Below are 13,129 nucleotides of genomic sequence, written 5' to 3' on the forward strand. Positions count from 1 at the left end.
GAATTTTTTGCCGTTAACCGGGTCAGACAGCGGCCGCGGCGGCCATCGTCGACAGACGCTGGTAGCGAATGACGTTGTCACCCTCGTCCATCACACCGGCTGTCAGGCACGAGAATGTCAGGTCCAGTTCTGGGTCAACCCAGAACAATGTTGAGCCGGCGCCGTAGTTGCCGTGAGTGCGCGGGCTGGTCGTGGATCCGAAGAATGAGGCATGGGTTCCTGTGCCGGATAGTGCGAACCCCAGCCCGAAGTTGCCCGGCGGGATTTCCCACCCGCGGGCGGTAGCGATGCCGGCATAGAGGCTGTTGGGTGAGGTGCCGGTCTGGTTGGTCGTAGCCAAATCGAGGATGGCAGGCGAGAGAATGCGCTGGCCGTTCAATTCGCCGCCGCGCCTCAGCATTTCAGCAAATCGGTGAATGTCTCCGACTGTGGATACCGCCCCGACCCAGGGCATCTCTGCTTCTTCGGTGATGATCTCCTCCATGACCTCAACGTCATGTGCACTCAACCAGCCGCCGTCGGGGAAGCTTGCACGGACGGGGACCATCCGCTCGCTCCACGCCCTAGGCGCGCCGAGGGCCGTATTGGTCATCTTTAGCGGCTCGAAAAGCTCCCTTGACATCAGCTCACGGAACGAAGCCGCCCCGGCCGCACGCCGTGCCATCTCACCTAGAAGGGCGTGGTTTAGAGCCGGGGAGTAGTCAAAGCTGCCTCCTGGCTCCCCTACTACGTCCAACTCGCTGATGGCCCGGATGACATTGTCGAGATTGCCGAGTTCTGCATACGGCAGGGGGTTGGGTGTAACGACCAGGCCGGCGCGGTGCGTCAGTAGATGCGCCACGTTGATCCGGTCCTTCTTTCCCTGCCGGAACCGGTCACCGGCCGCGAACTCCGGGATGAGTTCCACGACCCGGGTTGTCAAATCCATTTGGCCACGGTCGATCGCCTGGAGTACCAGGACGTTCGTGAACGCCTTAGTCATCGAAAAAATCCGGAAGACGTCGTCGGCGCTGGACACTCTGCCTGCCTGGCGGTCGGCGAAGCCGATGGATGCTTCCAGACCGATCTGTCCGCCGCGCGCGACGATGATGTTCGCACCGTCGTAGTGCCCGGCAGCAATATCGGTCTCTATCCGCTTCTGGATCCGCCACAAGGCAGCTGAATCGAATCCTGTGTGAGCTTCATTGATCAAGGCGAAATCCTTCTGGTGTTGGCCCCGTTGAGGTGGGGCGATGACTTTCCGAACCTGCATTGTGAGATGCGCCACGCTGCGTGTTGACTAGACTCACATATAACTGGACATGTGTCCAGTTATATGTGGTGTGTGAGCGATCGCCGCGGCACGCGCTTTGCAAGCGGACGTCGGCCGCAATTGAAGTAACTAAAATTGAGTGCACTATGACTACGCTTCCCACGTCACCCCCGCACGCAGCCCCTCGGTCCGGCAGGAAGCAGCGCACCAGGGACAAAATTACCGATGCGGCCCTGCTCGCGTTCCGTGATCGCGGCTATGAGCTGGCGACCGCGGAGCAGATCGCGCAGACCGCGGGAATCAGCCGGTCAAACTTTTACCTGCATTTCAAGAGCAAGGCAGAACTCGTCGTCAGCATGCTGGACAGCCTTGAGCCGGAAGTCGTCGCCATGTATTCGACACTCGACGGACTCGTCAAATCTTCCGAGCCTGAGATCCGCGCCTGGGTTTTTGATACTGCGAAGCTCTGGGACCGTGATAGCCACCGGTTCGAGACCTTGGAGCGGGCCCTGGCGGTTGAGCCGCTCGTCTCGGAGCGGTGGGCTCGCACCCTTCAGCACGCAGCTGATGCCATGCCTCAGTACCTTTGCAGGTTTGAGGAAGGTGCACGCCGCACGCGGGCGCGGGCCCGGCTTTTGACGTTAATGTTCCAGTACGAACGTTCCATGTATTTTACCGTCGTTCGGGAGTCCGGCCTGGACCGCCGGGAAATGGTGGAGGCTCTTGCCGACCAGTGGTCCGAGATGCTCCAGATGGGGGCTCCCCGGAGTTCATAATTCCGACGGGCTAGGTAGCCTTTAGCGGCATGCGGGAGTGTCCGATGGCCCGTAGCCTTGGGTACTCCGCGACGAGAATCGCGCCTCCGGAGTATCAGCGCCGGTGGGTGGCTCTCCCATCGATTGGCCTTGGGGGCGGCGGTCACTCTGATTGGGACGGAATGCCTCTTGGCCCCATATACCCGGCATGAGCAACCCGCCTTGCCCAGGGTGCGGACGGTCCTGGGCCAGGTCCTTTACGCGAGGTCTTCCGTCGGCACCCCGTCCGGGCCCGCGGGTGACTGTGGCTGAAGCAGCGCCGCCCCATCGTTCCTCTTGCAGGCAGAAATAGTAGGCATGGCCAACCCCCGTGCCGCACGACGAGCAATCGTCCAGCAGATTGCGGTGCAAAATTGCGTACAAATAAATATGGACGCGTGTCTAGTTTGCGTGTCATAGTGGTGGCATACATCACTCTCAGTGCCCAATGTCACAGCAAGGATCCAGTAATGAATTTTGAAGGCAAAGTCGCTTTTATCACCGGTGCCGCCTCCGGTATCGGGCTTGCAACGGCGAAGGCCTTTGCCGCTGAAGGTGCCAGCGTTGTGGGCGTAGACCTGTCAGCCGAATCCCTGGCGAGAGAGTTCAACACCATTCCTCGGTCTATGAGCATTGCGCTCGACATCTCCGACAGCGCCGCAGTGAACGACGCCCTTGCCAAACTCGAGGCCGAGTTCGGACGACTTGACGCTGTGATCAACGCCGCGGGCGTGAATGCCCCGACGAAAGCGGCAAACCAGAAAATAATAGAAACCAACGTTCGGGCCTTCCAGGCGGCCCGGAACGGCGAAGAATTCTTCGCCGAGTACCTCTCCGATACCTCGGATGAGGACTTCCGCCGCGTGATGGAGGTGAATCTGTTCGGTCAGTTCTATGTCATCCGCGCCGCGGCGCCATTGCTGAAGAAAACCGGAGGCGGAGCCATTGTAAATGTTTCCAGTGCCGCCGCTCTCGTTGGCGTGACGATGCCTCTGTATTACCCCGCCTCCAAGGCTGGCATTCTTGGACTCACGCGTGCCGCGGCAGCGGAACTGGCCCCTTTTAACATCCGGGTAAACGCAATAGCGCCTGGAGCGGTGGACACCCCGCTCTTCCGGCAGCAGCCGGAGGACTTCAACGAGGGATTGATCGCCATGCAGCCTTTGCGTCGCATAGCGCAGCCGGCCGAAATCGCACAGACGTTGCTGTTCCTTTCCAGTGACGATGGGTCCTACTACACCGGACAGACACTCTCGCCATCCGGCGGCATCCACATGTAGTTCGCATCTCGAACCGACTTCCCCATCCCATCAGACTCCCCCGCAAAGAAGCGAGACGATCATGAGCGCCCACTCCCCCGGCTTGCAGGCCGAAAAACACAACGGAAGCGAAAGCGACCACAAGGATCTCGTCCCTGAAGGCGCGCATCCGACGGGGTCCGACCCCGAAAACGAACGTCTTGTTCCCAATGACCCACTAGCGCGGCTGACGCTGACGGTTACGGACCGTAGCGAAGCCTCGGAAGGTGTAGTGGCGCTGACCCTCGCGGATCCTGCCGGTCGGCCTTTACCCGCATGGAGCCCGGGCGCACACATTGATGTCCACATTGACGATGAAACGACGCGTCAGTATTCCCTGTGTGCGATTGATATCCACCAAGAACGGTGGCGCATCGGAGTGCTGCGGGAACCTGCCGGCAGGGGAGGTTCCAGGGCCATCCACGAAACGGTCCAGGTCGGAAATCAGCTGACGGTCAGTCACCCCCGGAACAACTTTTTGCTCGTGCCGTCCAAGAGGTACATTTTCATCGCAGGAGGCATAGGCGTTACCCCGATCGTTTCCATGATCGGACAGGCTGAGCATGACGGGGCCGATTGGTCACTCGTGTATGCAGGCCGTTCACGAAACACTATGGCTTTCGTCAAAGAATTGTCCGGTTACGGCGACCGCATCCGTTTTGTACCGGAGGACACGGACGGGCGTGTGGACTTTGCGGAATATCTGAGAGAAGTCCAAGACGAGACACTGATCTTCTGCTGCGGACCTGAGCCTCTGCTAAATGCCGTAGAGAAGTCGAGCGCGCACTGGCCCGTCGGCAGCCTTCACACGGAACGCTTTGTTCCGAAAAAGATTGACGCCTCTGCAGACGTCGAGTTCGACGTCGAATTCATTGACAGCGGACTGACAGTACGCATCCCGGCCGACAAATCCATTCTGGAGGTGGCAGAAGAGGTAGGGGTGCCCGTCCTGTCTTCCTGCGGAGAAGGGACCTGCGGAACCTGTGAGACGTCGGTCCTGGCCGGGACCCCCGATCACCGGGACTCGATCCTCACGGACAGTGAAAAAGAACGAGGGGACACGATGTTCATCTGCGTATCCCGTTCAAAGAGCGGATGCCCCCTCAAACTGATGCTCTAAGACCGGAGATGGTTGGGCGGCGACAGGACCGCCCAGCCACCCTCAGTCGGCCCCGCCGCGTGGGCAGATGGCAAGCAAATTGGGCACTGGACCAACCGTGGGCGGAGGACCATCGAGCGCAACCTCCGACAACGAAGTGATGAATCAATGAACATAGTCCCCCTTCAAAAGCCTCTCGAGATCTCCCGGCCCGGGCAGCAGGTCCTGGATCAGCGTTGAACGTCTCCCGGGGTGACGATGTGGGCGTCTTCCCCGGTGACGATGGGTTCTAGCGCTCCAGGATTTGGCATCTGTTCGTCGGCGGCGTCAGGCCGACGATGTCCGGATAGACGAATGGCCCGGCGTGCAATCTCTGAGGATCACGCCGGGCCGTTCTGACGCGTAAAGGCACGCTGATGCTCACGGTAAGTGATGATCCTGTTGTTGTCGAGTCGAACCTGCTGGTCAGGCGCGTGCGTGCGTGCCCCGATTGCGGTGGCCGGTTGCGGCCCTGGGGGTGGGCAATGCCCCGCGTGATCCGGGAGGGCGTCGACACAAAATGGTTGGGCCGCAGCCTTCGCCCGCGCCGATCTCGATGCACGATCTGCCAGGGCACGCATGTGCTCCTCGAGGTGCAGTTAGCTGCTCGGCGGGCCGATGCCGCCGACGTCATCGCGGCAGCGGTCGAGGCGAAGACCGTGCTGGGGTGGGGTCACCGGAAGATCGCCGTGAGCTGCGGCAGACCAGCCTCCACGGTCCGCGGCTGGCTGCGCGCATTCGCTTCATCGGCCGCTGTAATCGGCGACCGGTTCACGTCGTTGTTGGTGCGGGACGCGCCGGATGCTGTGGTGTTTTGGCCCAAACCCGCCGTCACTAGCTGAGGGTAAGCCACCAAACTTTATGAGGCGCGGCGACGATGACAAAGGGAACAGATGATTGCACGCGCCCCAGCATCCCCGGGATCCAGCAACCGGCCGGGATACCCGTAACAGCCACGGGAATTAGCATAAGCCCGCGACGAAGGGGTGTGAGACAGATCACACCATCGCTTTGTTATTCCAGGATGCTCAACAAAGCGACCTCTGACGGGCAGGGAAGGTTCCCCGTTATGGAGCCGAACCCACGGCGATCTGCATTAGGTCTTTGCCGACGACCAGTTCCCCGGAGTATCCGCGTCGTGCGGCCGTCCACTTATTTGAAGGCAATCTCTGGGGAACCAAATGGTTCAGCACCAGCATCTTCGCTCCTGCGCGCTCGGCCAGCGGGCCTACTTCGGAGATCTTTGTATGGGCCCCCCAGCAGGTGCTGCAGTGCCGCCTCCTGCGCGGCTGTTCGTGGTTCCGGAATTAGCGCCTTAACCCACTCCTCGGATATCACATCGTGTACAAGGATGTCCGTGTTCCTTGCCAACCGCACGAGGTTGTCCGAGGGCCCGGTGTCTCCGGAGAAGACGACGGAGCCGGCCTCGGTGTCGAATCGGTAAGCCAGTGCAGGGAAGATGTGCGCGTGCTGAACGAGAGTTGCAGTCACCTTAACCCGGTCGTCCTCGTAGACCTGGACCGGATCCATGGCTGGATGGGGGCTGCCATTGGGATCCGCGGTCGCCCATGCAGGCAGTTCGACATCACGTGCCTCCACCATTTGGCTTGGCACGAGGTCCGGTTGTCCCGAGCACGGTCGTTGAAGTCTGTTGCGTACATCCGGACTAGAAGATCCCACATATCCGTCATGCCGGGAGGAGGATTTTCGGGGCTGACGACCGGAGGGGCGGGTGCTGGACCATAAAGCGGGGGAAGTGCTCCGCGCCGGCCAGGACCAATGAGCTTGACCGGGAGGTCCGCCCTCTGCAGACCATTGAAGATGCCCGAGGTAACGATGGAGGCGAGGTCGGCAACATGATCAGAGTGCAAATGCGTAATGAACAATGTACGCATCTGATCCAGGGGTCCGTCCGGAGGGCTCTGCCACGTGCCCAACTGGGCGTGGCGAAGGCGCTGGAGGACGCCGTGGCCGGCGTCTTGGAGGTAATAGCGGTTGCCGACGAAGAGAGCTGAGGCAATGCCTTCGCACACGGCGCCGGGCAGGATTGAGGGTCCGCCGCCAACTCCAAGTAGAACAACTCGAGTTTCGCTGTGTTTTTTCCCCGGCTGCACCGATTCGGCGAGTGCGCTCGGGATGCCTGTGAAAACGCTTGCGGCGACCATACTTCCTCCTAACAGGGTTCGTCGGGACAAGGACGTCTTGATGTTTTGATCAGTCGCTGCTTCTTATTCCTTTCCTGTGCCTGGTGTCGCCGGGCGGTTCCCAACCTCGTCGGTCCGTCTTCCGCTCCGGGATTAGTGTGAGGCCGTTAGGGAATGCCGCTTTCTAGCGCCCTTCTGGAAGGACTCGGTTCACAGCCCTTCCACGCGAATTGTCACACTGGCCCACCCGGACCTCAACGGCCGACCGCCGGGCTCGGGGGCCTGGTCGATTGTGAACCTTCTCGTCTTCGTTAGAAGCTGTTCGGCGAAAATCCGAAGTTCCTCGCGGGCTACAGGCGCCCCGATGCACATGTGGGGTCCGAAACCGAACGTCAGATGCGGGTTCACCTGGCGGTCGAGCCGGAATTTATCCGCATCCGTGAACTTGTCCTCATCCCTGTTGGCCGAGGCCACGTTCAGCGCCACCAAATCATTCTGACCAATCGCTTGTCCGGCCATGACCATGGGCTCCGACGCGTGGCGAGTTGTCTGATGAATCGGTGGGGACAGGCGCAATACTTCTTCGATGGCAGCCGGAATCAGGTCAGGTCGGGCTCGCAACGCCTTCTGGTCCTCCAAATGCGTCGCAAAGTGGACCGTTAAGGATCCGAGCGCGGCGATGGTTGTGTCCGCTCCAGCGGCGAACAGCTGGGTTCCTAGGTTAAGCATTTCTTCGTGCGTGATGGGCCGTCCCTGGGGCTCCAACTGACGTATTCCGCTCATGATGTCCAAAGACGGATCACGGGGCCGCTCGGTCCTGTCGGCAATGAGCTCTTCGACCGAGGCCGTCCACAGATTGGCCTGCAGGCGTCCGAAAGCGGTCACGTCGTGACGGACGGCGTCCGCCTCGGCCAGCCGCTCCGATAGAGCCTCCCACCCGGAATCCGACAGGCCGAGGAGCCGTGCAAGGACCCCGGGAGGGATCAACCGGATCACGTCGCGATAGATGTCGCCGCCGCCGCCACTGATGAAGGGGTCCAGCAAGTCTGCGACGGAGCGCTCAATCTCCGGGACGAGGGCTGCCACTCGATCCGGTTTGAAATACTGGTTGAGGAATTTTCGGAAGTATGTATGTTGCGGCGGGTTTGTACTGATCGGGATGGCGTCCGAGAAGCTTTTGTATTCGACGAACGGTTGCCTGCTCAGAAACTTCTTCCAGTCCCGGCTCGCTCGAGAAACATCCTCGTGCTTCAGGATGGTCCAAAAGCCGCCGAAGTCGCTGCTGTGCACAACAGGGCTTTCCTGGCGAAGGCGGCCATATTCTGCCGGGAAATCCGTTACCAGGGTGGGGCGGTACTCACTCCCTACCTCCTCGGCGTCCACGGGTACGATCAAAGGCTTCATGGATTAACTTCCTTTTCGGCGCTGCGCGGCGTCACGGACGTCTTCACGTGGTTGGCCGCAGGGGCACGCATTGCTCTTCAGTGAGTGGGTAGACCAGTTCCATTATCAGCCGATAGATTGTATGACGGTCTGTCAATATGACCATATACAATTCGCATTGTGAGGTCAATCCCCTAATTTGCAGTCCGCGCGTTTGCCGTCTTCGCTGGACTCGACGACAGAGTACGAGTGCTTTTGCTCCTTGCCGCCAAGAGCGACTTTCGGGTCAATGTGAGAGCCGGCAGGAAAAGCTCCGGGAAATCCGAAGCGGCACCAGTGCCATGCTCAACCGTCGCTTGGCCCGGATCCCCGAAGCGGACCGCCGCCGGACCACCGAGTTCAAGATCTTCGCGTACGAGGGCTTTATAGCCCGGGCCCAGACGAAAATCGAGTGGGCGCGGCGGGGTTTGGCGCTCATTGACAGACTTGACGGACCGTCCTGACTATTCGACCGGACTTCGGCATATCGGGCGGCCCAGCCGTCCAGGTTGCAGTACGGCCGGCGTCGAATGATCTAGCCGAACTCTCTGTCCGTGGGTGCGTTGCCCGCTCTCGCATGCGGGCGTCTAATCCATGGTGGCCGGCGGCGTCGATCCCAGAATGAACACCGGATCCAGTTCCTCCCCGTCGCCATATTGGCCGTTAAAGACTTCCACACCTTCGCCCGTCAGGAAGGTCCGTGCCTCGCCGCAGACACCATGTATCGACCGTGACAGCGTTTCGGCCTGAAGAATGGCAAGCGGTATTCGCCGCCTCCGATCAGGCCAATACCGCGTATCGGCCACCGAAAGCGTTGCCTCCCCGTCCCTGAACTCGATCCAGGGATCTGCAATCATCACGAAAAGCAGATTATGATGACCAGTCAGGCGGACCTCTCCCACGAATTTTAGCGCACCCCTGCCCGTGATGGGATCGTAGGTGGAGTCCGCCGCGGGCTCGAAATTGAAGAAGCTCGAGTAAGTCAGGGACGCGCTGCCCGAAACAGAGTGGCCACCGTCTGGGAGCATTGAAATGTATCTGATGAAACTCCGCTTGAGCCCCCAAGTCAGACCCGGCAATGGCTCCGTTTCCGGCATTGGCGGACGCTCAGCACCTCGCGGCTGCGTCATGGTGAAGACTCCTTGCTGGGTAAGGAATTGACGGACTCGCCCTCGGGCGGCCTGCGCGGGCGATGCCGGCTATGTGGCGCAAGTAACAGTATCCACACAAACTGGACATGTGTCTAGATACATTGAGCGCGATGGTGACTACGGCCGGTGGGCGTAGGCCGGCACCCGGCCGGGAGGATGGCTATGGCTTGCTTTCGTCGCGCAGCCATCGGACGATCTCTGTATGGTCCGCGGTCGCCGGCAGTTGTTCGGCTGCTTCTTCCCATAACCGGACGGATTCCTTGCCGAGGAAACTCGGAAGGCCGAGCTGCTGGAACAAGCTTGAGGCAATTTTCATGTCCTTGACCATGAGCCGCAGGCCGAAACCGGAGTCGTACGTTTGCGGGAGAATGAAGTTCGGCCATTTGTTTTCGGTTGACCCGCTGCGACCGCTGGAGCCATTAAGGACCGAGAGCATCACCTGAGGATCCAGTCCGAAGAGCTGACCGGCTAGCATGGCTTCGCTTGTGGCCAACAGGTGAGTGGCGGAGAGCAAGTTATTGAGTGCCTTGAGTGCATGGCCCGAGCCGACGTCACCCGTATGCGTCACGTTACCGAGGATCGCCAGTGCCGCCGAAACCTTCGCCAGACTCTCTTCGCGGCCCCCGGCCATGATGGTCAAGGTTCCGTTCACAGCCCCCTTGACACCTCCGGACACCGGCGCATCTACGAGGTCGACGGTGTACTCCCGCCGAAGAACAGCCTCTAGCTCCCGGGTCGCCAGGGGCTCCGAGGAGCTCATGTCGACGACAACGCTGCCTTCCTCCAAATTGGCGGCCACCCCGTCCTGCAGCAAGACAGATTCCACCACGGACGAGTTGGGCAGCATCAGGATGACAATTTGTGCGCCAGCGACGGAATCCTTGGCAACGTGGACAGGCCTCCCCCCAGCTTCGGTCAGCTTCTCCTTGGCGTCCGGGGATAGGTCAAAGCCCACGACGTTGTACCCGCCTTTGATGAGCCTGGACGCCATGGGAAGGCCCATGTTGCCCAGACCGATAAAGGCGACCGTGCGTTTGTCCGGCTTAGGCACGGGCCTGCGCTTCGTTCAGGGTGTTCTCCGCGATGCGGAAGGATTCCAGCGCGGCCGGCACACCGACATAAATAGCGGTCTGGAGCAGCACTTCCTGAATCTCCTCCTCGGTGCAACCGTTCGCCACCGCCCCCCGCACGTGGACGGCCAACTCGTGCGGCCTGTTCAGGGCCGTCAGCATGGCCAGGTTAATGAGGCTCCTGGTCTTTCGCTCGAGTCCCTTACGAGTCCAGACGGCACCCCAACAATATTCTGTGACGAGTTCCTGAATCGGACGCGAAAAGTCCGTGACATTGCTCAACGACCTTTCGACGTGCTCCGCGCCCAGGACTGCCTTGCGCATCTGGATCCCGTCCTCGTAGGTCTCTTTATGGGTACGTTCAGTGCTCACTATCTCTCCCTATCTTGCGCCTTCGAACGCTGGCCGCCGGCAGGTATTGGCCTGCCAAACCACGTCCGCCTTGCAGTAAATTGTATGACAATTATTGTTCAGCACGGAGGTTTCGAAACTGGTTCCCCCCGATTAATGCTGCCGGACGTCACCTCCGCGGACACTCGTAGCCCGATGGTTGAGTGCGACGCCACGACTAAGGCGTAAATACAAGGATTACACATTGGGGCTACACAAAATAGACATCTGTCCATTATTGTGATGTAACCGGGCCACACTCAACCAAGTTGTCGTCATGCTGTCATACAAAATAGCAATACGGGGAGTGTCCCATTCAGCCGCGGTTTGCGCGGCGGCGGGGCCTGCGAGTCTGCAGGACCTAGACAGAGGGAAGAACGGATGTCGAAGATGAATCCTGAAACAGTGCTGATTGCGGGCGCAGGCCCGGTGGGAGTTCTCAACGCTTTGGGTCTGGCCCGGGCCGGCATTCCGGTGACCGTCCTTGAGCGCGGCGGAACAGTTGTGCGCTCCCCGCGAGCGATGGTCTATCACTGGTCCACTCTTGATGGGCTGGAAGGGCTGGGGATGTTCGACGCGGCAGTGCAGCGCGGCTTTCTCAAGCAGGGCTACACCTATAGGAATTTCAAGAGCGGCGAGAAGGTCTCGTTTGGACTTCAGGCTCTGGAAGGAAGGGTCAAGCACCCCTACAACCTGCACTTGGGTCAGAACGATCTGGTGGAAATTGCGTTGGAGAAGCTCAAGGAGTTCGACCACGCACAGGTTCTCTGGAACACCGCGGTAACAGGTGTCTCACAGACCAAATCGGGTGTGGCGGTGTCCGTCCTACGGGATGGCTCCGAAGACCTCATCCGCGGAAGCTGGCTGATTGGTGCCGACGGAGCAGGCAGCGCCGTGCGGAAGAGTCTAGGCATCGACTTTGACGGACTGACCTGGCCAGAACGCTTCGTTGCCACCAACATCCGCTTCGATTTTGAAGCCGCGGGCTGGGACCAGACGACCATGCTGATCGACGACCGTTACGGTGCCATCCATTCTAAGATCACCACCGACAATCTTTGGCGATACACATACTGCGAAGACGAGTCGCTGCCGGTCGAAAGCATTCTAGAGCGCATGCCCGAATACTTTGAAAAGGTTTTCCCGGGACTTGCGGGCATCGAACTGGACGGGTACTCGCCCTACAAGATGCATCAGCGCGCAGCGTCAGGTTTTCGTGCCGGCCGGGTCCTTCTGGCAGGCGACGCGGCACACTCGACAAACCCCACCGGCGGACTGGGTCTGACGTCGGGCCTGTTCGACACTTACGTTCTCTACGAAGCCCTGGCCGCAGTGATCAAGCGTGAGGCCGACGACGAGGTGTTGGACCGCTATGCAGCCGAGCGCCGACGGGTCTTCGTGGACATTGCGTCCCCGGCGGCCACCCGCAATAAGCAGCTTGTCTACCATTCGTCGGATCCAGTCAAGCTGGAAGCGGAGATGATGCAGCTGCGGGGGCTGCTTAGCGACAGGGACGCCCTCATCCAACGCCTGATGTTCCCCAAGACCCTGGAGACCCCCTCGCTGCTCGAGAGCGCAAAGAAGGGCATCCAAAGATGAAAAGTTTCAAGGACAAGGTCGCGGTCGTCACCGGGGGTGCGAGCGGCATCGGTTTTGCCATGGCGGAGCGGTTCAGCGCCGAGGGCATGTACGTGGTCATCGCAGACATCGAATCGTCTGCACTAGACACGGCCGTTAACCGGCTGCGTGCACTCGGTTCGCGCGTCATGGGTGTCCAAACGGACGTGAGCGACGCGGACAGCGTTGGCAGACTGGCGGACGCGACCATGGAAGCATTCGGCCGGGTGGACGTGCTCTGCAACAATGCCGGCGTCGAAACCGGCGGCACGTTTCTGGGGATCCCTCCCCGCGCCTGGGAATGGGTGATGGACGTGAACTTCTTTGGCGTCCTTAACGGCTGCAGAACATTCCTGCCTCTGCTGGAACAGCGGGACGAAGCTCACATCGTGAACACAGCTTCCGTAGCGGCATTCGCTTCCGGTACCGCCACCATGATTCCCTACTGTGCCTCGAAGATGGCGATTCTGGGCCTGACCGAATCGCTGGAGGTGGAGCTGCGCACGGCAGGCAGCTCCGTTGGCATATCACTCCTTGCGCCGGGTCCGGTGAAAACCAACATGCCAAAGGCGGAACGGAACAGACCGGCCGACGTGCCTGCGGCATCTGAACCGGGACGCCTGGCCACGCTGGAGCGTCTATCCCGGCTAGCCGAGGAAAAGGGGCTGGAGCCCAGCGCCGTAGCCGACATGGTCATGTCAGCGATCCGCGCCGAAGAGTTCTTCATCTTGCCGCACCCGGAGCTCGCCCTCGCCGGAGTACGGAAGCGCCTGCATTGGATGGAAACCGGAGAACCGCCGGTGATCCGCCAGGCAGGCACCTAGTCTGCCCGGGTTTAGGCCACAAACCATCC

The 13,129-nt window shown here is 60.4% G+C and carries 11 protein-coding genes; 6 read left to right on the top strand and 5 right to left on the bottom strand.

Features of this window, described 5'->3' with window-relative positions; all coding sequences use genetic code 11:
• Positions 1–22: 22 nt before the first annotated feature.
• Positions 23–1,192, bottom strand: coding sequence for a serine hydrolase (locus tag CXY78_RS02895; RefSeq protein WP_199182571.1), 1,170 nt, complete (start codon positions 1,190–1,192; stop codon positions 23–25).
• Between the two features lie 206 nt (positions 1,193–1,398).
• Between CXY78_RS02895 and CXY78_RS02900 the strand changes: the two genes are divergently transcribed.
• The 4 genes from CXY78_RS02900 (at position 1,399) to CXY78_RS02915 (ending at position 5,324) form a co-directional block, all read left to right on the top strand.
• On the top strand, positions 1,399–2,028 hold the full coding sequence (locus CXY78_RS02900; protein ID WP_104087955.1) for a TetR/AcrR family transcriptional regulator: 630 nt from the start codon (positions 1,399–1,401) through the stop codon (positions 2,026–2,028).
• Positions 2,029–2,516: 488 nt separating this feature from the next.
• A complete protein-coding gene (locus tag CXY78_RS02905; protein WP_104087957.1) occupies positions 2,517–3,326 on the top strand; it encodes an SDR family NAD(P)-dependent oxidoreductase in 810 nt (269 codons plus the stop codon).
• Positions 3,327–3,387: 61 nt separating this feature from the next.
• Positions 3,388–4,464 carry a PDR/VanB family oxidoreductase gene (locus CXY78_RS02910; RefSeq protein WP_104087958.1) on the top strand — a complete coding sequence of 359 codons (1,077 nt, stop codon included), beginning with the start codon at positions 3,388–3,390 and terminating at the stop codon, positions 4,462–4,464.
• Positions 4,465–4,967: 503 nt separating this feature from the next.
• The gene (locus CXY78_RS02915) at positions 4,968–5,324 is read left to right on the top strand and encodes a hypothetical protein (RefSeq protein ID WP_140425638.1); all 357 of its coding nucleotides are present in this window, start codon (positions 4,968–4,970) and stop codon (positions 5,322–5,324) included.
• Positions 5,325–6,836: 1,512 nt separating this feature from the next.
• On the opposite strand, the gene CXY78_RS02925 is transcribed toward CXY78_RS02915, so the two are convergent.
• The 4 genes from CXY78_RS02925 to pcaC all read right to left on the bottom strand — a co-directional run bounded on the left by CXY78_RS02925 (position 6,837) and on the right by pcaC (position 10,641).
• Positions 6,837–8,030 carry a cytochrome P450 gene (locus CXY78_RS02925; RefSeq protein ID WP_104087961.1) on the bottom strand — a complete coding sequence of 398 codons (1,194 nt, stop codon included), beginning with the start codon at positions 8,028–8,030 and terminating at the stop codon, positions 6,837–6,839.
• Between the two features lie 605 nt (positions 8,031–8,635).
• Positions 8,636–9,178: an HtaA domain-containing protein gene (locus CXY78_RS02930; RefSeq protein ID WP_104087963.1), complete on the bottom strand. Its 543-nt coding sequence runs from the start codon at positions 9,176–9,178 to the stop codon at positions 8,636–8,638.
• A 181-nt stretch (positions 9,179–9,359) separates the two neighbouring features.
• The gene (locus tag CXY78_RS02935; RefSeq protein WP_199182572.1) at positions 9,360–10,250 is read right to left on the bottom strand and encodes an NAD(P)-dependent oxidoreductase; all 891 of its coding nucleotides are present in this window, start codon (positions 10,248–10,250) and stop codon (positions 9,360–9,362) included.
• Positions 10,243–10,641, bottom strand: coding sequence for a 4-carboxymuconolactone decarboxylase (pcaC, locus tag CXY78_RS02940; protein ID WP_104087964.1), 399 nt, complete (start codon positions 10,639–10,641; stop codon positions 10,243–10,245). The genes CXY78_RS02935 and pcaC overlap by 8 nt, the downstream gene beginning before the upstream one ends.
• Positions 10,642–11,040: 399 nt before the next feature.
• Between pcaC and CXY78_RS02945 the strand changes: the two genes are divergently transcribed.
• The gene (locus CXY78_RS02945; protein ID WP_199182573.1) at positions 11,041–12,258 is read left to right on the top strand and encodes an NAD(P)/FAD-dependent oxidoreductase; all 1,218 of its coding nucleotides are present in this window, start codon (positions 11,041–11,043) and stop codon (positions 12,256–12,258) included.
• Positions 12,255–13,100, top strand: a complete 846-nt coding sequence (locus tag CXY78_RS02950) for an SDR family NAD(P)-dependent oxidoreductase (RefSeq protein WP_104087965.1) — start codon at positions 12,255–12,257, stop codon at positions 13,098–13,100. Before CXY78_RS02945 ends, CXY78_RS02950 begins: the two co-directional genes overlap by 4 nt.
• Positions 13,101–13,129: the final 29 nt, after the last annotated feature.

It is taken from the genome of Cryobacterium sp. N19, assembly GCF_002929595.1.
GTDB classification, from domain to species: Bacteria; Actinomycetota; Actinomycetes; order Actinomycetales; family Microbacteriaceae; genus Cryobacterium; species Cryobacterium flavum.